General features: G+C 42.4%; 22 protein-coding genes. 3 read left to right on the plus strand and 19 right to left on the minus strand.

The window, feature by feature from the left end; genetic code table 11:
• Positions 1-3 precede the first annotated feature (3 nt).
• The 9 genes from BLV55_RS09845 to BLV55_RS09885 form a co-directional block, all read right to left on the minus strand.
• Entirely contained in the window at positions 4-816 is an 813-nt protein-coding gene (locus BLV55_RS09845; RefSeq protein WP_176968361.1) for a sulfotransferase family protein, read from the minus strand.
• 28 nt (positions 817-844) lie between these two features.
• Positions 845-1,612, minus strand: coding sequence for an ABC transporter ATP-binding protein (locus BLV55_RS09850; protein WP_093313897.1), 768 nt, complete (start codon positions 1,610-1,612; stop codon positions 845-847).
• A 26-nt stretch (positions 1,613-1,638) separates the two neighbouring features.
• The gene (locus tag BLV55_RS09855; RefSeq protein ID WP_093313899.1) at positions 1,639-2,439 is read right to left on the minus strand and encodes an ABC transporter permease; all 801 of its coding nucleotides are present in this window, start codon (positions 2,437-2,439) and stop codon (positions 1,639-1,641) included.
• Positions 2,417-3,466, minus strand: coding sequence for a dTDP-glucose 4,6-dehydratase (gene rfbB / locus BLV55_RS09860; RefSeq protein WP_093313901.1), 1,050 nt, complete (start codon positions 3,464-3,466; stop codon positions 2,417-2,419). Before rfbB ends, BLV55_RS09855 begins: the two co-directional genes overlap by 23 nt.
• 23 nt (positions 3,467-3,489) lie before the next feature.
• The gene (rfbA, locus tag BLV55_RS09865) at positions 3,490-4,359 is read right to left on the minus strand and encodes a glucose-1-phosphate thymidylyltransferase RfbA (RefSeq protein WP_093313903.1); all 870 of its coding nucleotides are present in this window, start codon (positions 4,357-4,359) and stop codon (positions 3,490-3,492) included.
• 101 nt (positions 4,360-4,460) lie between these two features.
• Positions 4,461-5,237: a glycosyltransferase family 2 protein gene (locus BLV55_RS09870; protein WP_176968362.1), complete on the minus strand. Its 777-nt coding sequence runs from the start codon at positions 5,235-5,237 to the stop codon at positions 4,461-4,463.
• 104 nt (positions 5,238-5,341) lie between these two features.
• Complete coding sequence (locus BLV55_RS09875; RefSeq protein WP_093313907.1) at positions 5,342-5,893, minus strand: winged helix-turn-helix transcriptional regulator; 552 nt, start codon at positions 5,891-5,893, stop codon at positions 5,342-5,344.
• 197 nt (positions 5,894-6,090) lie between these two features.
• Positions 6,091-6,459, minus strand: a complete 369-nt coding sequence (locus tag BLV55_RS09880) for a YcbK family protein (protein ID WP_093313909.1) — start codon at positions 6,457-6,459, stop codon at positions 6,091-6,093.
• A gap of 17 nt (positions 6,460-6,476) precedes the next feature.
• Positions 6,477-7,085, minus strand: coding sequence for a sigma-70 family RNA polymerase sigma factor (locus BLV55_RS09885; RefSeq protein ID WP_093313911.1), 609 nt, complete (start codon positions 7,083-7,085; stop codon positions 6,477-6,479).
• A gap of 289 nt (positions 7,086-7,374) precedes the next feature.
• Between BLV55_RS09885 and BLV55_RS09890 the strand changes: the two genes are divergently transcribed.
• Complete coding sequence (locus tag BLV55_RS09890; RefSeq protein WP_093313913.1) at positions 7,375-7,896, plus strand: hypothetical protein; 522 nt, start codon at positions 7,375-7,377, stop codon at positions 7,894-7,896.
• 107 nt (positions 7,897-8,003) lie between these two features.
• Here BLV55_RS09890 and BLV55_RS09895 read toward each other — a convergent pair whose 3' ends face one another.
• The 10 genes from BLV55_RS09895 to BLV55_RS09940 form a co-directional block, all read right to left on the minus strand.
• A complete protein-coding gene (locus BLV55_RS09895) occupies positions 8,004-8,153 on the minus strand; it encodes a YvrJ family protein (protein ID WP_093313915.1) in 150 nt (49 codons plus the stop codon).
• A gap of 15 nt (positions 8,154-8,168) precedes the next feature.
• The gene (locus BLV55_RS09900; RefSeq protein WP_093313917.1) at positions 8,169-8,390 is read right to left on the minus strand and encodes a DUF2922 domain-containing protein; all 222 of its coding nucleotides are present in this window, start codon (positions 8,388-8,390) and stop codon (positions 8,169-8,171) included.
• 43 nt (positions 8,391-8,433) lie between these two features.
• The gene (locus BLV55_RS09905; RefSeq protein WP_093313919.1) at positions 8,434-8,655 is read right to left on the minus strand and encodes a DUF1659 domain-containing protein; all 222 of its coding nucleotides are present in this window, start codon (positions 8,653-8,655) and stop codon (positions 8,434-8,436) included.
• Positions 8,656-8,660: 5 nt separating this feature from the next.
• Positions 8,661-10,736 (minus strand): O-antigen ligase family protein, encoded by a 2,076-nt coding sequence (locus tag BLV55_RS09910; protein WP_176968363.1) that lies wholly within the window; start codon positions 10,734-10,736, stop codon positions 8,661-8,663.
• Positions 10,717-12,522, minus strand: coding sequence for an O-antigen ligase family protein (locus BLV55_RS09915; protein ID WP_093313923.1), 1,806 nt, complete (start codon positions 12,520-12,522; stop codon positions 10,717-10,719). The genes BLV55_RS09910 and BLV55_RS09915 overlap by 20 nt, the downstream gene beginning before the upstream one ends.
• A gap of 57 nt (positions 12,523-12,579) precedes the next feature.
• Positions 12,580-13,656, minus strand: a complete 1,077-nt coding sequence (locus tag BLV55_RS09920) for a stalk domain-containing protein (protein ID WP_093313925.1) — start codon at positions 13,654-13,656, stop codon at positions 12,580-12,582.
• A 62-nt stretch (positions 13,657-13,718) separates the two neighbouring features.
• A complete protein-coding gene (locus BLV55_RS09925; protein ID WP_093313927.1) occupies positions 13,719-14,915 on the minus strand; it encodes a hypothetical protein in 1,197 nt (398 codons plus the stop codon).
• A 39-nt stretch (positions 14,916-14,954) separates the two neighbouring features.
• Positions 14,955-15,794, minus strand: coding sequence for a stalk domain-containing protein (locus BLV55_RS09930; RefSeq protein ID WP_093313929.1), 840 nt, complete (start codon positions 15,792-15,794; stop codon positions 14,955-14,957).
• A gap of 180 nt (positions 15,795-15,974) precedes the next feature.
• The gene (locus BLV55_RS09935) at positions 15,975-17,924 is read right to left on the minus strand and encodes an S-layer homology domain-containing protein (RefSeq protein ID WP_093313931.1); all 1,950 of its coding nucleotides are present in this window, start codon (positions 17,922-17,924) and stop codon (positions 15,975-15,977) included.
• Positions 17,925-18,090: 166 nt separating this feature from the next.
• Positions 18,091-20,622, minus strand: coding sequence for a CotH kinase family protein (locus BLV55_RS09940; RefSeq protein ID WP_093313933.1), 2,532 nt, complete (start codon positions 20,620-20,622; stop codon positions 18,091-18,093).
• A gap of 265 nt (positions 20,623-20,887) precedes the next feature.
• Here BLV55_RS09940 and BLV55_RS09945 point away from each other — a divergent pair, with 265 nt between their 5' ends.
• A complete protein-coding gene (locus BLV55_RS09945; protein ID WP_093313935.1) occupies positions 20,888-21,142 on the plus strand; it encodes a type II toxin-antitoxin system Phd/YefM family antitoxin in 255 nt (84 codons plus the stop codon).
• Complete coding sequence (locus BLV55_RS09950) at positions 21,135-21,392, plus strand: Txe/YoeB family addiction module toxin (protein WP_093313937.1); 258 nt, start codon at positions 21,135-21,137, stop codon at positions 21,390-21,392. Before BLV55_RS09945 ends, BLV55_RS09950 begins: the two co-directional genes overlap by 8 nt.
• Positions 21,393-21,490 lie beyond the last annotated feature (98 nt).

Raw genomic sequence — 21,490 nt, forward strand, 5'->3', positions numbered from 1 at the left:
TTTTTACCTCCTAGCATTTGGCTTTACATATCCAAAAACGCCACACAGTTCTCCGCATATGCTTTCTATTTCATCAATTTCTTTTTCTGTTAAACCATCAACACTCGTTGAATCTACTTTTTCTCCAAGTTCTTCATACATTTTACTGCTTATGGGTACATTAATATGTCGAGCAACTGATTCTAACAGAGCGGAATTATCCTCACTTGTTTTTATAAAGTCTTCATACTTAATAAGTATACAACTTCTGTTAATGTCTTTTTTTGTAGCTAAATATTCTCGCACATTTTTTTCCCAAACTTTGATAGGCTCAAAAGGCGATGAGAAGTTTTTGTGAAATTTTTTTCCTTTAAGAGAAGAATACACGTCATAAGGATCCCTTATCAAAAATATGAATTTGGATTCTGGAAATACTTTTTTTAGCAAAAGTATATTGTTTATTGCATCATTACGAACTTCTTTAAAACCCCAACGTTCAACGCCAAACTTTTCTTTTGTTTCATCGCTATATAATTCGAGAAGGAATGCTTTCACAGCATCTCTAGCTTTAGAAGGGGAAGGTGATACAACAGGGATCCAACCGCCCACTTTTTTTCGAATAGCAACGTCTTGATTAAAGTTTACTTTATCTAAGTATCCTTCTAATTTATTAGTCATTCTATAAAGATCTGATAAAAAACTTGGCTCTCCCCAAATAAAAACTTCCTCCGAAGCGTTAATTACTCTTTGCACTAATGTGCTTCCAGTACGCCAAGTAGCGGCAAAAACAAAAATAGGAGATTCGACAGGTTCCACGCTTTTACTTTTAAGTATCATTTTGTCACCCTCTAACATATTATTTGAATCAAATTTTTTTGTCCTTAATTCTATTTTTTTTAATCCAGGTTTGATAGTTTGTACAAATCACATCTGCCTTACCAATTTCAACTACCTTCCCTCCATCTATCCAAATCACTCGATCTGACAATTCTCTGATCTGTTGTAAGCTATGGGATACAATTAGAACCGTACCACCGCCATCCATCATCTCCCTCATTTTAGCAGAACTTTTAGCTTTAAAGGCTTCATCACCAACACCTAAGACTTCATCGACAATTAAAATATCTGCTCCTACTTGTGAGGCAATGGAAAAACCAAGTTTTGCTCGCATTCCTGAAGAATAGTTCTTGAGTGGGGTATGAATAAAATGACCCAGCTCAGAAAATTCAACAATTCTTTCGTAATTTGCATCCAGAAATGCCTTGTCTTTTCCTAGGATAGCACCATTTAAATAAATGTTTTTTGCTCCAGAAAACTCTTGATCAAAGCCTGCTCCCAGCTCCAACAATGGAGCGATGCTACCATTAATTTCTACACTACCGCTAGTAGGCTTCATAACACCGGATATTATTTTAAGAAGTGTGCTTTTTCCAGCTCCATTTCGTCCAATAATCCCTAAGCGCTCCCCTTTATATACATTAAAGCTCACGTTATCTAGTGCTCTAAAGTTTGAATAAGTGAGTTTCCTTTTCAGGATGCGTATCATATATTCTTTGATGGAATTCACTTTTTCATTTTGAAGACGGAAATCCATTGTGACGTTGTTTACTTTTATAATTGGTTTCTGGTTCATTCATATCGCTCCGATAGTCAAAAAATTTATATATAAAAGATGAATTTTTTCTGGTTTCTTTCAAATAGAAAAAGTCCAGCAATCATGAAGAAGAGGGCATATCCAGCACAAAATAGCAGATTCCCCACTTCTGGTGTTGCGTTGTAATAAATAATCTGCCGAAATCCTTGGATAAAATGAAAAACTGGATTTATTTGCAAAAATATTTGGTATTGGTCTGGAACAATTTCTGGCGGATAAAAAATAGCGGAGAGATACATCATCATCATGATAATAACACTATATATATGTTCCATATCTCTAAAAAACACAGCCACAGTTGCCAGTAACAAACTGACTCCCATCACTAAAATAAACAACAAGATTAGATATATGGGTACATATATCAGATGGATACTAAAACTAGCGCCTGTCCATAAAATCACAAATACTAGGTTAAACATAGAAACAATAAAAAAAATAAATTCTGATATGACTTTGGATAGGGTAATGATATATTTGGGAATATATACTTTTGTAATAAGTCTACCAGATGCAGTAATGGATTTCATTGCTGTTGATGTGCAGGTCGAAAAAAAAGCAAAAACAAGCCTTCCTGTTAATATGTATAATGGAAAATTTTCTATCTGGCGTTGGAGAAGAGTGGAGAATACGATGGACAAAACGATCATATGGAGGAGTGGGTTTAAGAGACTCCATACTATTCCCAAAGCAGATCCTTTGTATTTTTTTTCGATGGCAGTTTTTACTAGTACGGTTAATAAAAAGTAATACTTCTTAAAGGTTTTTAGATAACGAATTAGTTTATTGTCTGTACATATTGTCATAATAATCCCTGTACTCTCCTGTGACAATTTTTTTTAGCCAGTTATTGTTTTCTAAATACCATCGAATGGTTTCTGCCATACCTTGTTCAAATGTGTATGCTGGTTTCCATCCAAGTTCTGTGGAAATTTTAGTGTTGTCGATGGCATAGCGTCTGTCGTGACCTGGTCTATCTTTGACATATTTTATAAGGTTTTCGGTTTTATTCAGTTCTTTGATAAGAAGTTTCACTATTTCTATGTTGGCTTTTTCATTATTTCCGCCAATATTATACACTTCACCGACTTTTCCTTTACGCAGAACCGTATCGATCGCTACACAGTGATCTGAAACATGCAGCCAGTCTCTAACTTGCATACCGTCTCCATAGACAGGTAGGCTTTTATTCTGGATACAATTATTGATCATTAAAGGAATTAATTTTTCTGGAAACTGGTAAGGCCCATAGTTGTTGGAACAACGTGTAATATTGACTGGCATTCCAAAAGTTTCATGATATGCTCGCACCAAAAGATCTGCACTGGTTTTAGATGCAGCATAAGGACTATTGGGAGCCAGCGGAGTTTTTTCCGTAAATAAGCCTGTCTTTCCTAATGTTCCATAGACTTCATCCGTGGAGACTTGCACAAACTTTACATTTGGTTTAAACTTCCTGCAATGCTTATCTTCCGGATTCTCTTTCCAATGGTTTTTAGCTGTGTCCAGCAACACTTGGGTCCCTATAACGTTGGTGCTTAAAAAGATTTCTGGTTCTTCAATACTGCGGTCTACATGAGACTCGGCGGCAAAATTAATTACAGTATCGATATCGTATTCGTTAAAAATGCTTTTAATCTGTTTTCTGTCCCTAATATCTCCTTTAATAAATGTATATAAGGGGTGTTTTTCAACCTCTGACAAGTTATCTAGATTCCCAGCATATGTCAACATGTCCAGGTTAACAACTCTGTCCTCATGGTTATTCAGCATATATTTTATAAAGTTGGCACCAATAAATCCAGCGCCTCCAGTAACCAGTATTTTTTTCATAGGGTTCTCCTTTATTCTATTATTTACAATCCTTTTGCAATATCTAACAGGTATCTGCCGTACTCGGTTTTCAAGAGCGGTTGTGCCAGCTTTTCAAGTTCTTCGTTTGTGATGTAACCCATTCGATAGGCAATTTCTTCGATGCAGGATATATAGAGTCCCTGACGTTTCTGGACGGCTTCCACAAAATTGGACGCTTCCAGCATGCTTTGATGAGTTCCTGTGTCCAACCATGCTAATCCTCTACCGAAGAGTTCTACTTTTAGATTGCCTTGTTCCAAGTATGCCTGATTTACCGATGTTATTTCCAATTCGCCTCGCTGAGACGGCTTTACGTTTTTTGCAATTTCTGCTACATTATGATCATAAAAATATAGTCCTGGAATAGCATAACGTGATTTTGGTGTTAGTGGCTTTTCTTCCAAGGATATTACGTTTCCACCAGTATCGAATTCTACTACACCGAAATCTTCCGGATTCTTAACGTAGTAGCCAAAAATGACGGCACCTTCTTTTAAGGAAGCTGCTGATTGAAGTGTCCCTGTAAAGCCTTTTCCATAAAATATATTATCTCCTAATACCAATGCACAGGAATCATTACCAATAAATTTTTCTCCAATAATGAATGCTTGGGCAAGTCCTTTGGGCTCTGGTTGCACTGCGTAGCTAAGAGAGAGGCCGAGTTCTTTCCCATCTCCCAATAAATGTTCAAACATGGGTACATCTGTTGGTGTTGATATAATAAGTATTTCGCGTATTCCTGCCAACATTAATGCAGACAAAGGATAGTAGATCATTGGTTTATCATAGATGGGTAGTAGTTGTTTTGATATGCTTCGAGTAATCGGGTATAAGCGAGTGCCGGAACCTCCAGCTAGTATAATGCCTTTCACTTTATGACCTCCTTTTTTGAAATAATATTGCCGAACTTCATGGTATCACTACTAATTTGGTAGGTCAAGGCGTTTCTTAAAGCCTATTCTGCCCAGATATGTCACATGAACTTCCAGCCCCATTTATTGAAGTATGTTATCATAGAACGTAAAGTTATATATACATATTTAAGACTTTTATGTGCATTTCTTTCCCATATGTGAATTACTCTTGCTTCTGGAAAAAACATGGTTTTAGATACTTGATTTACTCTTCTCGTGATATCTGCATCTTCTAAGTACAAAAAGAAAGCATCATCAAATCCATTGATTTGTTTGAAAATATTGGTTCTAAATACCATGAAAGAGCCTGTAGCATATTCCAATTGCATAGACGAATTGTAGCCAGTGTTTTTCATAACGTATTTGTCTTGTCTTTTTCTAAGTAAATTGGGCGAAATTCTTCTGATCATCATGTCTAAAACAGTTGGGTTAATTTTACACAGATGTTGAATGGTGCCATCTGTATTTAAAACTAATGGAGACAACAAGCCTACTTCTGGGTTATCGTCTAAAAATCGAATCATTGATTGGACTTGGTTCGCATTTTCTATTGTTATATCTGGATTAATCACAAAGTGATACTTAGAATTAATGTCTCCAATAATTGCATTATGTCCATTGCCAAAACCCTTATTCTCGTTACGACAAACAATCTCTATATTTCCAGAAACCTTTCGAGCTATCTTTACTGTATTATCCTTGGAGTTATTGTCGATGATATATAGTTTATATGTATGATTCGGGGGAATGCTTTCAATAATATTTCTTGCCGTGTTTTCTATTAAGTCTTCATTGTTATATGTAACTATCGCTAAACTCAAGTCTATTTTGCTCATTTTCAACACGACCTGCCTTTTCTCACAATTTGTCATGCTTCTAAAGTCTATTGCATTTCAAAAGTTATCGACTACTTGATTGACCCCTATGTTTTGAGACTTTCTTATAACCATTCCCTTGTTTCTAAAAGCATTACTCTCTCTGGAAGGTTAACTATTGGATTTGAAATATCATTCTTAAACTCCATACCAACATGAAGTATGGGTATATCCAATTTTTCTATTTCTTCTACTGTTTGAATATATATTATAGATCCATTTTCTTTTGCATTCATTTCTCTTAATGCCAATTCTGTCAATCTGCTAAATTCATCCTCCGAATGAATAAAGTAAAGACTATCATGCTGATTCAAAAGAGTTTTTAAACAAAATTTAATATCCTCTTTCATTTTTTCTATGATCGTATAGTGTACTTTAACGTATTTCACGGTTTTTTGGGCTTTCTCCAGTATGCCGGCCGGGGTGAGCATATAGGCTACCCGATTGGCGGGAATTTCTTCCATTTTCACCACTCCTCGGCTGATCATTTTTTTGAGCAGAAGATTGACGCTGCCCAAAGAGAAGCCGGTTTGGCGGGAGATATCCCGTTGGGAGGCTTTGGGGTTGGCGTCTAGTTGAGTGAGGATGATGTATTCTTTGTCGTTGGATATAGTCATGTTGATCACCTCCAGATTAAAGCAAGCTCAAACTTAAAAGAGAATTACAAATACGATTAACCACGAAGGTGTTGACGCTTTTTGTAATAAAACAAGCCTGTGTTCAATGCATGAACGCAGGCTTATCGTATCATTTGTTTAGTTGTGTTGTCAAGGGTTTTAGAGGGGGACCCATGTGGTGCTTAAAAGATGGTGTGTTACCCTCTCCAACGGGCAGGATGGGGACGAATATCCACATGAAGGAAGTTTTGATAAAGGCCAATACCGGTGAAGCCGACGGCTTCAGCCTGGGGGAGCAGTTGGGTGGGACTGAGGCCGTTAACACGGATATCGGCGGCGGTGCCCAGCAGGTGTTGGCTGTTAGGAGCGCCACCTACCCGCCGGTTATGCTCTGGATTCCGATAGCCGCTGGTGATAATAATGGGACGATTGATCTGATCCCGTAGTTGTTGGAGTTTGTTGAGTAGGGTGGGATGAAGGCGGACCTGATGGCTGCCGTCTTTGCACTGAAATTCGTGGAGATGGAAATTCTTGGATATTTGAATGTGGTTGGTTCTGTTTGTCATGGAATTCTCCTTTCGGGTTAGGGGGTAGGGTTGATATGCTTTTTAAGTTTTCCTAATACCGCTGCTTTTTGGCGACTGAGGGTAACGGGGTGAAGGTTTAGGTCGGCGGCCACTTCTTTTAATGGTAGCTGGCGGATATAGTGTTGGTAGATCAGATTGATTTCCTTGTTGTTCAGGTGGTGCATGGAGGAAGACAGGGCTTTTAGCTCTTCTTCCCGAAGCAGCATTTCCTCAGCAGTTTCGGAGGTGTCTGGCAGTTGGTTACCTCTGGTTTCGCTGATATCTTCCATCAACTGAGCCGCCGGAGCGTCTAAGGTCAGCAGGAGGCGTTTTCTCCGATAGCCTTTATAAAAGTGATACCGTAATTGTTGCTGGGCATAGGCAATAAAGGGAACCCTTTGGGTGGAATCGTAGTTTTTCAGGCATTCCAGCAGGGTGAGGGCTCCTTCCTGAAGGGCGTCTTCTGAACTGTCGAAAACCGTCTTATGTTTTCGATGCAACGCCAGAATCAGTGGTTTTAGATGATGGATCAGTTTTTCAATCTGGTACCTGGTTTCTTCTGGGATTTCTTCTCCCTGTTGAATCCTTAGGGCTAATGTTTGAATTTCCTGTGCTGTTTTTTTCATAGTTCCTCTCTTGGAGGATGCATCCTCTTTGAATTACCGGTTAGCTTTATCTTAGAAGAAAAGGGGATGGGATTCAAAAGTGGAAAGGGCGTGATTCGGTGGTGAATTTTCTTCTTTGGAGGGAGAAGGGGCTTTTTCTCTCTGGTGAATGGTGGCTTTTGGCAAGGGGTTCGCCTGCTTAATCGAACATATTTTCGATTTTTCATTGACTTACTCGATGGGTTTTCGTATGATAAGGATAGCCACTGCGTAAAGTTCTTGAGTGAAGTTCTAAGGAAGGAGACGGTATATGGCCATTAGAAATCGGGAGAAGAAGGCGGAAAAAGAGGTAACGTCGGCATTGAAAATGGTAAGGGAGCGACCTTTGGAAGTGGAGGGTTTTTACCCGGTCCAGCTGGCGGGTTATGGAGAGGGGATGAAAATGCTTTGCCGGGAGGATGAGGAAAAGGAGTATGCGATTCGTGCGGATCGGTTTACGGCTTGTCTGACAGAAGGGTGTTTTTATAATATAAAAATGGCTCAGCGTTATTTGAGCCAACAATTACAGGTAACTTATCGGGTGCCAATTCCTTTGGGGAGGGAGATGATCCTGGTGCCTTTTAAGACGAGAAGTCGTCGGATTCAGGGGGATTCGATGATTGGTTATGTGAACTGGCATCGGGTGGAAAGGGTGACGAGTCGGGGAAAAATTGTTTTGAAAAGTGGGCGGGAGTTTCCTTGTTTGAATAAGGGGAGAACGGTGAGGCAACGGATGGTGCAGGCTCAGTTGGGAGCGGTGCTGATGAGGGAATATTTTGAAGGAAAACCTTAACTTAAAAAAGCCTGGGATGGCTGCTGATGGCAACCGTTTCCCTGGCTTTTACTGATGATATTGATGATATTGATGATATTAATGATATTAATGATACTGATGGCTTTTTACGTTTTCTCCATGCTGTTGATGGACTGGGCCAACTCCTGTAGGCTGATGGTCAGGCTTTCCATACGGCTTTCCAGACGTACCAAAAGGTAGATGGAAAGAACGATGGGAAAGCCCAGGTTGGCAATGGGGGTTAGCAGTTCCTGCATCATTCACCTCCTATGTTAGACTTCGAAGTCCAGCTCGGTGATTTCTGTGGTAACAATACGGGCGCTTTGAGCGGCTGCTAATGCCACACCACCGGGTGCAAAGACATCTGTAGCGATCATGGCTTCCATGGCGTTTTGAACGGCTTCTGCTTCCAAAGATGTATCTGGGTTTGGCAGGGAAATTCTGGCGCCTGCGCCGTCGGTTTTAACAAAGTTTAGTTCTAGTCGCTGATTCATGGGTTCCCTCCTTTCTGTTGATGAATTTTCAGGCTAGGCCTTACTAGCCTTCGATCAGTTCTTTTTCTTCTGTGCGGATAATGGTTTTAACGGGTTTTGTCTGCAGTCCGCTGAGAATTTGTGCGGCGTTCAATACCTGGCTGTCTTCGGCTTCGGTTTTGATTCCGCTGTAGGTTCTGGACATTAGCTGTTCCCGTCCGTCTACGATATCATTGATAAATCGAAGACGTAGTCTGGAGCTTTGGTTGGCAATTTCTACCGGCATATAAGTCACCTCCCTTCTACTCTATAAATAGCAAAAAGGGAGGTGGGATAGCAAAAAATTTTAAGGTTTTTTTTCAAGGCTTCCCCTTCTTTTTGTGCTTGTTGAATGGATCTTATAAATTCTTCTGCAGGTTCGATAGAAAAAGTGAGTGAAGCGGTTTTTTCATCAAATATTTCCATCAAACTGATGGTTTTTTGATACAATGCTTCGGCTTCTTTGACATTACCTGCTTGCTTTTCGATCATTGCTAATTTGTTTAATGCATTGGCTACATAGGCGTAGGCCTGTGGCTTTATTGGTCGATGGTTTATGTATTGCTCCACATATTTTTCTAGTTTTTCTTTGTTGTTTGCTGCAAGATAGTAACGGATGGCCTGCTGTGACAATCTTTCGTGGTTTGGAGCATAGATAAGTCCTTGTTCAATCATTGCAATGGATTCTTCCGAAGGTGCTACAACCGCCCTATGGCTACGATACATTGGATGAAACGGATTGTATGTCACCGATTTCTGAAGGTGGTGCTGAGCTTTTTCCATGTTTTGATGATGGTTCAATGCTTCTACGCCTTGCTGGTGGTGACGATATGCATGTAACCGTACCCCGGACAAAAGGAAAGCTGGTATCAGGATCAGCAATAAGACAGCCGCACTTAAGGATCTTGTGAAGAAGGCTGGCATTTTATATTCTAGCCGCCATGGAATAAGCGCAATCATTATCCACAAAATTACAGCTACAGAAAAAAAGTTCAAATGAAAATCCAAGATACTGTAAATCAGTAATGATAAAATGGCCATCACTAATGAAAGGGTGGTAACCTCTTTATTGCGAAGGGCCATCAATAATCGAAACAAAAGAGTTCCCCCAAGAATGAAAAGAGCGACAGTACCTAATATTCCGGCTTCTACCATGGTTTGAAATAAAAAGCTGTGTGCTGTTCGACTGGTATACGGCTGGGTTTGAAAAGCTTCATAGCGAGCTTCCCACCCCCCTCCGCCAGAACCTGTTAATGGCTGGTCCCAAAAGATTGTAAAGGCATTTCTGCTAAATTCAAAGCGTTCGTATGCACTTCGTTGATCAAGGTTGATGTGGCTGATTCTTTCGGCAATTGTTTCTGGGAGCAAAAAGTATGTAGCCGCTCCTATAAAGGCGATGAATGCTATTCCTATTATTTTTCTTTTAGGATGGTGCAGCACTTTACTTAATTCGCCTTTACCCATTAGGTATTGTAACCCACTGTTTGCTCCCATACCAAGCAAAAGTCCTATCAGTAGCACCAGAGAAGACTTTCCCTGATCAGGCAATATTTGGTAGTGGAAGGATAGGAATGTCAAGGCAATGCAAAAGTGGATCAGGTAGACGCCTGCCAAGGAAGTTTTTTTCTCTCTGGGGATCATGCTCCAGTAAATAAACGCTAACAAGGGAAAGAGTAACCATCCAATTCGTGAATAGGTAAGTATTAATGTGATAAAGAAAGTCCATGCTATGGCCATAAATGCCTTCTTTTCTTTTGGGTTTTCAGTTTTTTGGTATTCTCCTAAGGAAAGAAAATAGGCACTCATGGTTAAGGCGGCTAAGGTATTTGGATATTGAAAGGTGGAGGCTAACCGACCTGCTAACACAGCATCCGTATAGTGAAAGAATCCTGCCAGAGAGAACCAGGCAATGGCTGACAGCAACAATACCAAACCAATGACACATCGGGTCATTTTTTCTCTATTGGAGGATGTTTCCGCAACCTCATGGGTCATTAGAAAGATACCGGCAAGAGATAGATACCATAGGATCATCCCAATACTTTCTTCCAAGTAAAACCATTTACCGGTAATCACCGGTATTAAATAGGCTAAAGTGATTAACAAGAGAATCCAGTGGAATGGTCCTCTTATCTCCAGGGTTTCTTTTTTTACCACCTTCAAAGTTAACCAGCACAACATGAGTAAAAAGATGCTCACCTGTAACAGCAAAATTGCATCAGCAAAAAAAGCGCCTCTAAATAAAGGCGCCAGAATCATAATAAGGCAAAGACTCCATCTAAGCCACGGAGTACTGCTTGGTTTTCTTTTAGGTTTCTGTTTTTTCATTTTTCGCATCATCCTCTTGGTTGCATTCTGACTGTAAACGGATTCCCATGGCTAATAATATCCAAAAGACAGGAGCAATGGCTACAATACTATCATTGAAAATGGCGGCAATCAGGTATCCTGCAATGCCAAGGGTAATTGCCGTAAGAAGCAGTTGGTTTTCCTCTGTTAGGTCCAGCTTTTGTTTCTTTTTTCGACACCAGTTCCAAAAGAATTGACCAATCAATAAGATGAACATCACCAATGAAAGTAGGCCTGTATAGATGGCTATCTGTAGGTACTGATTATGTGGATTGCTGACGATTCGATTCGGATGATTATATCCCTGAAGTTGTCCTAAAAAATCCTCTTGAGGAAATTCAAATATAAAGTTACCAGGACCGGCTCCGATCAGCAAGTGATCTTTCAGCAGTGGCAGGGTTCTTGACCAGGTATATCCACGCCGACTCCCTAAACTTTCTCTTCCTTCAAAGCCCCATTTTTCAACTCGCTCATAAGGTCGAATTTTTCCTTTCAAATCCGTTATATGAAATTTATCATTAATATAAGGAAATTCTATTGCTTTTTTTTGATTGTCTACCAAAAGAACCGGATGCTCTGAGGAGTGATCCAGGGATATTTCGTAGACAGCAAAAGGGCTTTCTGCTAAATTTTCGATTGGGTTCCCAGTCTCATCCTTTAACACAATCGTCTGATCTTTTTCGTATTGAATATGTAGGATCCCTTGCATGGTTTCCATGGTAATGAGGTTTTCTTCTATCCAAAGATCTGTCAAGCCTGCTGGATTTTCTTTCTGTTGTAACTCTGCTATGGTTCTGTTCACTATTTGAGGATGCATCCATACAGTAGCCACTAAAACACCGAGCATTCCGATACTTCCTGCCAACACTACTTTCTTCGTTTTTCCACTGGCTTTTATAAGCACTAACGTAGTGGTTATAATCGCCATTGCCAAAAAGGCCGCAATTCCTGCTCTAGATTGCGAACCAGTAAGGGTTATGAGCATTAGCACAGAAGCAATGGCATAAAGAAATTTTAGAACTCGATGATTTTTATTAATGTAAGCAGCCGCTAAAAGAACAGGGATCGTTAATGCTGTAAAGCTCCCTATATAGTTGGAGTTCCCCAAGGTTGCGTATACACTGTGGCCGCCTCCCGTATGACCGCTATCCGCAATGGCATGATGTAGTTCCGGAGGTAGCATCATCCGTTGAAACCAGGGAGCAATCATTGGGTCATATCCAATCCACTGAAGCGTACCGATTATTCCGATGATGATGGAGGAAAACAAAAGACCGTGTAGAACAAAACGTCTTTGCTGACTGGTTTGTACCAGATAGAGGGTGCTAACAAAGAGAAGCATATAGGCTAAAATTGCCCACATGCCTTCGTAATGATCCATAACTCCACGCCGAGCCACCGTTGGATTTGAAGAAAAAAAGGTCGAAAGAAGGGTTAGCACAGAAAACATGGCCGCAGGTAGCCACCATTTTCGTAAGACAAAGGTTTTTTTTGTTAAGATCCATTCCATTACCATAGTAAATCCTGTTATAACGGCTAGTACCACTAGAAATATCATTTTCCAATATGCATTAAAATCAAGATTATGAGAACCCTCAATCCATATTTGGGCGGATTGAGGATCCAGCTCAACTATTTTCAATCTCATCACTAAGGGTACCAGTAGCATTACTAAGAAAATGGGTATCGTTGAGAGTATCGTTGGTGGTTGTGTTTTTGGTGCTTGATCTATCTTCGCACTACGTGCTACTTTCTTTTTTGCCAATAGAATCACCCAATCTTATTGTTATTCATTGAACCAACCTATATTCTACCATTTATTTTAAGGATGGAAAAGGGGTTGGAATGTGACAGAACGATCTTCTGGATTCCATTGATATTCTACGCCTAAGGCCTGGGCTAAATGAGCAACCGGAATCATAGTACGGCCCAGGCCATCTCCAGTGGGTTGAATGATGGCCGGTGTATCCATGGTAACCACTTCATGATTGAGTAACATTTCCGATTCTCCAATCTTTAGCTGAAGGGTATCTTCTCCTTTGTGAACGGTCACGCTTTGGTTGCTTTCGTCCCAGATCACTTCTTCGGCCCCCAGAGCTAAGGATACATGATGAACAGGCATCATGGTACGGCCCACGCCTCCAGGTAAAGGTTTGATAAAGGGCGCCACATCCGTTGGGTAAGAAATACCGTCTTTCACATAGCCGGTTTCATCAATGAAAAAGATCACTTCTGAAGAAACCGATGGAGTTTCCGGTTCTTCCGGTTCAGCAGGTTCAGCAGGTTCAGCAGGTTCAGCAGGTTCTTCCGGAGTTTCCGGTTCTTCAATTACTTCTTCTTCTTTTTTTTCTTTCGGCTTTTCTTCCTGTTTTTCTTCTTCTTCAAAATGACCAGGCATGTCTTCTCTTAGCCACTCATCGCCGGTTTTCTCCGGCCCAACGACTCCTGCAAAATTGAGGGTTTCGGCCGTAGCGCCTCCGGTCCAAGCTTCAATGCGAACCGTGGCATGACCACCAGCCGTAGCTTCGGCATAGATGGGGATTTGATACCCTGCTTTCTCGTTGATGCTCTCATCTTTTTCCAGGGTTACCTGAAGGGTTCTGCTGGTAACTCGACTCACCCGAACACCGGTAGCTGAACCTCTTACCTGGGTATCTGCCGGTATCTGATCAATGTTTTTCCACTCGGCGTTTTCAAGGTGTAACCGAATCCGTTCATCTTCTCTAAAGTCTCCCAGATTCGATTCTTCAATCCGAAGACGAGGGGCATCTTCCTGGGTAAAAAGATGATCCACTCGCACCCGTGGTGTATAGTTAACAGAGTTTTCGCTGGCGGCATAGGTGACAGCGCTTGTTGCCAATAATATAAGCATCAGTAGTATTGAGGCTCTTTGTTTCATGGTTTTTTCTCCTTTCTTTTCTCAAAAAACCCCGGCACTGGGCCGGGGTTTTGAGTCGCTTTTTATTGCATATATTCCGGAACCAGATAAGGTTTTGTTACCTGCGTTCTCAGTAAAGCATGTTGTTGTTTTAGATTTTCCAGCTCTTCCAGTTCTGATTTGATTTCCAGTTCTTTTTCTGTAATACTGTTTCGGATAATCATTCCCAGTTCATATTGAAGTTCCAGTACTTCTAATTGCTCTTCCAATTGTTTGACTTTCATTTCGCCTTGCTGAATAGTTTTTTCCAGCTGTTTTAATTTGCTGATCCGCTCTTCCAATACTTCCCGAAGGTTTCTTCGAATATTATTACGTTCTTTAATGGCGTTATCTACTTCGATTTCTTTTACTTTATAGGGTGGATCTGCCGGAGAACCGGTGTAGGTAAAGAATTTTGTATCCGTTTCGGCTTTGGTAATTTGCAATTCTGCAATTTCCACATAAGGATCTGCTGCTACGGCTCGGCTTACCAAGGTGCTGGTGGCGGTTCCGGCTACTGGCTGGTATTCCATTAATTCAATCACCGCTTCATAGTCATGAATATTTCGAATGCCGGTCATAATCCCTAACTGTTCATACAGAATACGTTCTGATTCGGCTAACAGGTCTCGATTCTTTTCTGTTCTTTCGACTTCCTGCGTCAGTTGACTAAAAGAGAAGCGGCTGGCCATTCCATTTTCGGCTTTTAAGCGTTCTTGGGATTGTAGGGTGTTCATATAGCTGAGTCTATCTTCCAGTAATTCTTTATTGACCTTTACTTCACGAATATCGTTGAACATAGCTTCCAGGATATAGCCTATTCTTTCTTCTTCGATTTCTTTTTGGTTTCGCAAGGATCGGATATTAATATCTGTTTGGATAATGTTCATGACGATGTTCTTACTGGTCGCAGAGGAAATCATCACACCCCTTGCTGCCTGAGGATCTGTCTGAGCACTTTCCAGATCGGATATGGTGGGACGGGTGTCTTGATCGTACTCCCGAAGCCTACTTCTGGATTCCTGCAATTGTTCGATGGTGTTGGCTCTTTTTCGAAGGCTGATGTCATTATCCACTGCTTTTTTGATAGCCTCTTCTAAGGTTAAGGGTGTTTTGGCTGTCGAGCTTTCTTCCTCTTCAAGCATTTCTCCCTCTTCTGCCCAAGTTGGCATTAACGAGGTGAGCAAAAGGGCGAAGATCAGCATCATCGCCGTTAAAAATCGTAGCTTTTTTCCTTTCATAAACATTTCTCCTTCTTCCTGCTTTTATTGGTTTATTCATTATTTTAGATCTAGGGCGATATCAAATTCGATTTCAATCAGTTCTGGCCTGACCCCATGTTTTTCCGCAAAAATAGTGAGTCTCATTTCCTTAGCATCTTCTGGTATATCCGGTAAAGAAATATATCCTTCTATCACATCATCACGTTGAAGGTGTTTGTACCACTTGGTGTCATAATGTTGAAATCCTACATCAGCGGTTTTGTATTCTTTCCCATCCACAATAGCAATGGTTTTTCCCTGACGAATTTCGTAAGGGGTACGGTCTTCATTCTCTACCCGCAGATATACTCTTGTGGTATCGACACGTCCGCGACTAGCTGATTCTCTCCCATCTTTGTCTCGAAGGGTAACAAGGTTAACGGTTACTTCCAGATCTTCATGGTACTGAGTGACTGGCAGTCGGCGATAATTTCCAGCTGGTTGTCCGGTATCTTCTTCCTCTTCTTCCGGTTCTTCTGCCGGTTCTTCTGCCGGTTCTTCTTCTATCTCTTCTTCCGCTTCAAGCTCTTCGGCGGGTTCTTCTTCCGGCTCTTCCGGTTCTGGCAGAACTTCTGGCTGTGGCGTGGTGATGATAACCCGCTGAGTAATCTCGTCCCACAGAACATCCGCATCTAAGGTTTGAGCCATATAACGCATGGGTACGTAAGTGCGGCCTTCATGAACCAATGTGGTGTATCCGGAAGGCATCGGCCTTATTTCTCCGTCTACCACATATTGAATGTCCGGCCGAAGGTATACATTGATCATTTCTGTAAAAGCAGAGATGGATGTGACAGACAGGGTGAGGGCAACGCCCAGTGCCAAGCCTGTTACTCCGTATTTCATTTTTTCTTTCATTTTTTTCCCTCCCTCTCGGAGAATTGTAAGTTGTTTTTCTTATAGTAACAGTATATCTTAATCCGTTTGTTTTTTGGTTACAATGGCTTTACATTCTGGTAAATATTACATGACGTTTATGAACTATTTGTGAATCATTTTTGAATTAGGATGATAAGGCTTTTTTTACCTAATCACAGCTTAATCAATCACAAAGATTCTATCCGCAATAAAATCATTGTTGGAGTAATGTCCATTAATTAACACTTCGTCATCCCTTCGCAACCTGGTAAAATCGATGTTTCGGTTGTCTCTGTCCACAATAATCGTATCCCTCGTAACATATACAGAGGTTTTAATGTATCGATCTGTCTGTTGACTAATGTGTTCCAGAGTCAGGATATCCCGTCGATCGTCCAGTCGGTCAATGGTTCCCTGAAGCACCCGATCGCTTCGTGGCAGACGGTCTGCTTCAATTTCCACGACTCGGCCGCCTTCCAAATGTAGTTCTACTTTTGCATTCACTCTTAAATCACTAAGAGAGCTTCGGTCGTTATCAATAAAGACGTCTACTCCTTCGGCCAGTTCAAAGGTTCTTTCTTCCCGATCATCGTCCATAATGGTGATGGTATCTGTTCGTCCCAGGGTGATTTGCTGAATGGTTCCTTCGTAGCTTGTTTCCCGATCAAAGGAGATAGCATCAATTCTAGTGACATATCCGTCCCGATTCAGTTCCATTTCCACAATGTCGCCACGGGAAAGGTCTTCCAGATACCCTCGTCGATTATCTACCCGAACCGTTGGATTGTCCTCCAGCTTGTATTCTTCAGAGCGGCGGTTATGTTTTCTTACCTGAATGGTATAGGGGTAGCTGGAAAAAGAAACGGGGCCTTCTAAAATTCCTTCTACTTCCTCATCACGTCCGTCATCATAGTCGTTTTCAATTCGGATAACGTCCAGATCATTGTACTCTACGGTTACTAGTTCGTCCTTCTCTAAGCGACTGGCTCTGGAAGAACTGCCATCTATAATGATTTCTGAATCGTCGGTTATCCGAAAACTTCGGCGGTTGTCTGAATCTCCTCTTGATTCCACCACAATAGCGTAGTGGGTAGATAAGTCGGTGATCACTCTTAAGTACCCGGTAAACCGGCTACGCCGTGGTTCAATATCGATACGGATCAGCTCATCCCGCTCGTTAATCGTGAACTCACCTTTCATATCTCTCTTCAGGTTAATCAGATCATGTTCGATGCTCCGAATCAGTATTTCTGTGTTCCGATCTACTTTGTAAAGTTCTACATCGTCTTCATCTTCAAAGGTAATGTAGATCAAGCCGGTGTCTGTGTTTACCCGTTGAATTTCTCCTTCTTTACGGGTCCAGTTACGGCGATCATCGTCTCTTTCGTCCTCATCTTCATCTTTGTCTTTGTCTTCATCGTCTCGATCTGGCAGTTGAATCACAATAGGTTCACTGTCTTCCAGCGCTTCTACGGCTTTGCTCAGTAAAGCGGCCATTTCGGCCCTTGTAATGGTTTGTCTCGGATTAAAGTTGTTCTCCGTATCGCCGGAGATAACGTCTTTTTCTACCAGTAGGTTCACATAAGGCAGGGCATTGCTACTAATTTGCTCCGTATCCTTAAAATCTAAGGAGGTGGCTGTGCGATCCGCTTCCTCTTCTGTGTCCATGGCTTTTCCAAAGTAAATGGCTACTTCTTCTCTGGCAGCGCTTTGCTGTTCCGGATAAGGTTCTGCATCTTTCATAAATCCGGCCAGATCCGTTGTGCTGATGATTTCGGCTTCAATGGCATAGGCCACCTGACGCATCGCCCATTCCGGAATATCGGCAGATGTCATAATACTTCGGTATCGACTGGTGTGATCGTTCTGTGAAATTAATTGCTCGGTTTCTCTTAACATAGAGTAAAGCATCACAATGGCTTCTACTTTCGTAACAGGATCGTCTGGCTTATAGACCCGGCGTCCGGTGTTCGGATCCTCTGAGCCACTAACAATTCCTTTGTCTGCCATTCGTTGAATGTGGTTTCGGCCCCAGTGACCGCTGATGTCTGTAAATTCTACGGCAAAGGCTGGTACCATACTGGTGAACAGCATGATAAAAGCTAATGCAATGGTTGCTTTTTTCTTCATTGTTGATTAACCTCCCTTATTTATTTTCGGTAAAAGAACTGCCTGTTTGTTTTTGTTTGTTTTTGATGGATGGATGGACGAACTATCCTACGGTTATTTTACCACGTTGGATCTAGTATGGCAAAGGCCTGCTCTCCATTTACCATAGACCGATTGTCATGATTTGTCAAAAAACTGGTCGGATCCGCTTTCCTTCTTCCGGTGTTATGGTGATGGTGGCTTGATCGCTATAAGGTTCCCCATCCATCTCCCAGTAGGAGAAGTTTTTGCCTTCTGCTGGATAGGCGGTCAGGGTGATGGGGATGGTTGGGAAATAGTGACCAGAAAAACAGGTTTCAGGGAAATGCATTTCCCCCTCTCCCTGACCCTCTCCCGCCAGGGGAGAGGGGACATTGCCCGAAGGAGAAAGAACATTTGCGTGCTTTCTCAGGGAGACATCTTCCAGGCTATTGAGGGTGATATCGCCATCGGATGAATCCGGTAGGGCGACGGTTATTTCCACTGGTTCTCCCAGGTCATACATTGCTGCCATATGGTTCCGTACATGGGTTGGTCGTTCTGAGGCAAACTGCCGTAGCACGTCTACTTCCTGCTGCCAGTTTTCCAGGGACTGAAAATTAGGCCAGCGTTCCACCATTCTGGAGATTTCCGGTTCATAGATGGATGCCAGTTGATCGATCATGTGGAGTACGTTCTGTTCTGAGTAAATCGTGTTCAGAAGATCGTTGTAGCGCTGAACAAACTGATGGCGAAAACTTTGGCTTCGAATCAAGGTGTGAAACAGTTCTGATTTGTCTTCCAGCCACTCGATTGTATTGTGGGTTTGATAACCAAAGCCTTGAAAGTCAAAGGCCAGGTCAACATCAAAGAGAATCCAGCGCCAGCGGCCATCTTGTCCAAAGGTAGCTTCCGGATCATAGCCGTCGGTTCTGGTACGCCAGATGCGAACGTTATTCTCGATCCAGTCGATGTTTCCACCATAGAGGCTGGTGGTCAGGTAATCGATCCAGGTGGGGATATCGATGATTTCCTTCGCCCGTTGGTAGCGTTCTTCTGCACTAAGGGATACGCCCATGATGGCCCGCATGTCTTTATCGAAATCTTCCAGATCAGAAGGCACTCCTCGTTCCACTTCTCGCAAGGGTTCATTAATCACGATCACTTTGTCTTCTTCGATTCCGTAATGGGACATGATGTAATACTGATCCAGTCGTTCTCTCAGATTATGAATGCCCCAGTATTCGCCGTTGAGGTAGAGGATCATGGGACGGTAGGCCTGCCGATCTACTTTAGTGTCGGCTACCAGTTCGTGGATCAGCGCATCTCGGAACATTGTCATGGACCAATCGTTGCCGGAGGTTCGAAGAATAAGACGTTTGTACCGGTCTATGGTTTCACCGGTTCCGGTTCCTTGATAGCCGGGAAAAAATTCATAGTTGAACCAGTGTTCTGTATCATAATGACGCCGAGCATAGAGGCGCAAGCTTTTTGCCGTCCAAGCCCGGGTCCAGCCGCCATGAATGCGAAGGCCTATGTTTTGGCTGAAGGTCTGACCCTCTCCCGCCAGGGGCGAGGGGGATTCAATAAAAGTCATATGGGCTGGTCTTTCCCATTCCCGGCCACGCTGGTTGTAATTGGCAGGAACAGCTCCTGTCACTGGTTCTTCCGGATTTTCTTCCCGCCACTGGTCAAAGATAGTGCCGGGGACGTAAATGCCCTGGTCCTCGTCCATCAGATCTTCTGGGTTGACGGCGATGGAGATTATTGGCAATTGATGTTCTGCGGCTTCGTTGCCAATAAAATAGGTATGAGTTTCCACCGGACTGGTCAAATGGGTTTCTTTCACGGCCATGGCTCTGACCACCGGATAACGGGTGATAGGTTCTGCCGGTGGGATGTATAGATAGCGGTCATAGCCCCAGTCGGGAAACAGATCATCGGAAGCGGTCGGAATAAAGCTAAGGGGTGTTGGCTGGTGGTCCGGACCAACGGTTTCCGGGTTTAGGGTGATCGGTTCGGTGTAGATGGGGTCGTTTTCCGTGGGCCAGCTTCCATCCAGGGTATAGTGGATGGTGGCTCCTTCTTCGGCTTCCAATTCCAGGGTAACGGTATCCGGATAAAAGCCGGTGGTGTGGGAAAACACCGGGGCCGCTACCTGTTCTTCCAGAGGTTGAGAGAGGGTATTGGAATGACCGGGTGTTGCTGGTTGAAAGTAGGCCCATGCGTCACTGCCATCGGTGATTCGTCCATAGGAAACGTCCCGGGGGAGAGGAACAATGTCCAGTTCGTCCAGAATGGTTTCTCCATCTGGCGCTGTCAGGTAAAGGGTGTCTCCACCAGCACTAAGGCTGAAATTGGCATGAAGTTCTTCCGCCACTGGGTTTTCTTTTTCGGAAGCATATACAAGAAGGTGGGACTCTGGGTAGAGGGTTACCTTTGGAAATTGCCATTTGGTTAAGTTGTTCTGGTTATCGGAAAGAAACACGCCGTTTAGCTGGATGGTTTCGGTGCCTTTGTTGTAAATTTCAATCCAGTTAGGGTAGTCGCCATGACCGTCCTGTAGGGTTTCGCCGTTGGAGGTCATGACTTCGTTAATCACTAGTCCTTCTACCGGTGGGGCTGGTTGGAGAAACAAAACAAAGCCCACGAGACCGAGGGCAATGAGTGAGAATATGAAGATTGGAAATTTGTTTTTCATAGGGATTGCTCCTTTGGATACAGGGTACAGATAACAGGTTGGAGGTTACAGGTAAGTTCGTAAATTCAAAAACGATTAACCCCCTCTCCCTGACCCTCTCCCGCCGGAGGAGAGGGTCAGGGAGAGGGGTGATCTGAATGCACTGCATATCAGCCAAGGAAGAGGATTTTACCTATAACTTATTCACCTTTAACTTATAACCTGCTTTTCTAATTCCTTGCTTAATCGTACGTAATGTTGTACAATAAAGTTAGGAGGTGTTCTTATGATTGCATTAAATGGTTCGAAAGTTCGCAGTCATTTTAAGGAAGTATGCGACCAGGTTGTTGAAGATGCTGAAGCGGTTATTATTACCAGGTCTCGTGGTGAAAACGTAGTGTTAATGTCTGAGTCTGAGTACAACAATATAATGGAAAACTTTCGGATTTTCAGTCATCCTGAACGATACAAAAAAATTCGTGATGGCATTGATCAGTACGAAAAGGGAAAAACTTCCCAGCGGGAACTAATCCATGAATAAACTGTTTACCGACAACGCATGGAATGATTATTTGTACTGGCTTCAGAAGGATGTTGCCAAAGTGAAGCGTATCAATAAACTGATTAAGAGCATTGAGCTGGAAGGTCTTGCTGATGGTATAGGCAAGCCGGAAGCTCTCAAGCATGACTTAAGCGGCTATTGGAGTCGTCGTATCAACGAAGAGCATCGGATGGTTTATACCATTGATCAGCATCAGCTGGTGATTGTTTCGCTGAAAGACCATTATTAGGGCAGATGGAAAAGCAGTTTTAAAAGCAGCTTTAAAAGCAGTTTTAAAAGCAGTTATGAGTTAAAAGTTAATAGGCCGCAGGGGAGATTCCATATTTT

It is taken from the genome of Tindallia californiensis (assembly GCF_900107405.1).
GTDB lineage: Bacteria > Bacillota > Clostridia > Peptostreptococcales > Tindalliaceae > Tindallia > Tindallia californiensis.

Coding starts and splice junctions, on each gene's coding strand:
- BLV55_RS09845 (WP_176968361.1), bottom strand. CDS start 816: ATGATACTTAAAAGTAAAAGCGTGGAACCTGTCGAATCTCCTATTTTT.
- BLV55_RS09850 (WP_093313897.1), bottom strand. CDS start 1,612: ATGAACCAGAAACCAATTATAAAAGTAAACAACGTCACAATGGATTTC.
- BLV55_RS09855 (WP_093313899.1), bottom strand. CDS start 2,439: ATGACAATATGTACAGACAATAAACTAATTCGTTATCTAAAAACCTTT.
- rfbB (WP_093313901.1), bottom strand. CDS start 3,466: ATGAAAAAAATACTGGTTACTGGAGGCGCTGGATTTATTGGTGCCAAC.
- BLV55_RS09870 (WP_176968362.1), bottom strand. CDS start 5,237: ATGAGCAAAATAGACTTGAGTTTAGCGATAGTTACATATAACAATGAA.
- BLV55_RS09875 (WP_093313907.1), bottom strand. CDS start 5,893: ATGACTATATCCAACGACAAAGAATACATCATCCTCACTCAACTAGAC.
- BLV55_RS09880 (WP_093313909.1), bottom strand. CDS start 6,459: ATGACAAACAGAACCAACCACATTCAAATATCCAAGAATTTCCATCTC.
- BLV55_RS09885 (WP_093313911.1), bottom strand. CDS start 7,085: ATGAAAAAAACAGCACAGGAAATTCAAACATTAGCCCTAAGGATTCAA.
- BLV55_RS09890 (WP_093313913.1), top strand. CDS start 7,375: ATGGCCATTAGAAATCGGGAGAAGAAGGCGGAAAAAGAGGTAACGTCG.
- BLV55_RS09895 (WP_093313915.1), bottom strand. CDS start 8,153: ATGCAGGAACTGCTAACCCCCATTGCCAACCTGGGCTTTCCCATCGTT.
- BLV55_RS09900 (WP_093313917.1), bottom strand. CDS start 8,390: ATGAATCAGCGACTAGAACTAAACTTTGTTAAAACCGACGGCGCAGGC.
- BLV55_RS09905 (WP_093313919.1), bottom strand. CDS start 8,655: ATGCCGGTAGAAATTGCCAACCAAAGCTCCAGACTACGTCTTCGATTT.
- BLV55_RS09910 (WP_176968363.1), bottom strand. CDS start 10,736: ATGAAAAAACAGAAACCTAAAAGAAAACCAAGCAGTACTCCGTGGCTT.
- BLV55_RS09920 (WP_093313925.1), bottom strand. CDS start 13,656: ATGAAACAAAGAGCCTCAATACTACTGATGCTTATATTATTGGCAACA.
- BLV55_RS09925 (WP_093313927.1), bottom strand. CDS start 14,915: ATGAAAGGAAAAAAGCTACGATTTTTAACGGCGATGATGCTGATCTTC.
- BLV55_RS09930 (WP_093313929.1), bottom strand. CDS start 15,794: ATGAAAGAAAAAATGAAATACGGAGTAACAGGCTTGGCACTGGGCGTT.
- BLV55_RS09935 (WP_093313931.1), bottom strand. CDS start 17,924: ATGAAGAAAAAAGCAACCATTGCATTAGCTTTTATCATGCTGTTCACC.
- BLV55_RS09940 (WP_093313933.1), bottom strand. CDS start 20,622: ATGAAAAACAAATTTCCAATCTTCATATTCTCACTCATTGCCCTCGGT.
- BLV55_RS09945 (WP_093313935.1), top strand. CDS start 20,888: ATGATTGCATTAAATGGTTCGAAAGTTCGCAGTCATTTTAAGGAAGTA.
- BLV55_RS09950 (WP_093313937.1), top strand. CDS start 21,135: ATGAATAAACTGTTTACCGACAACGCATGGAATGATTATTTGTACTGG.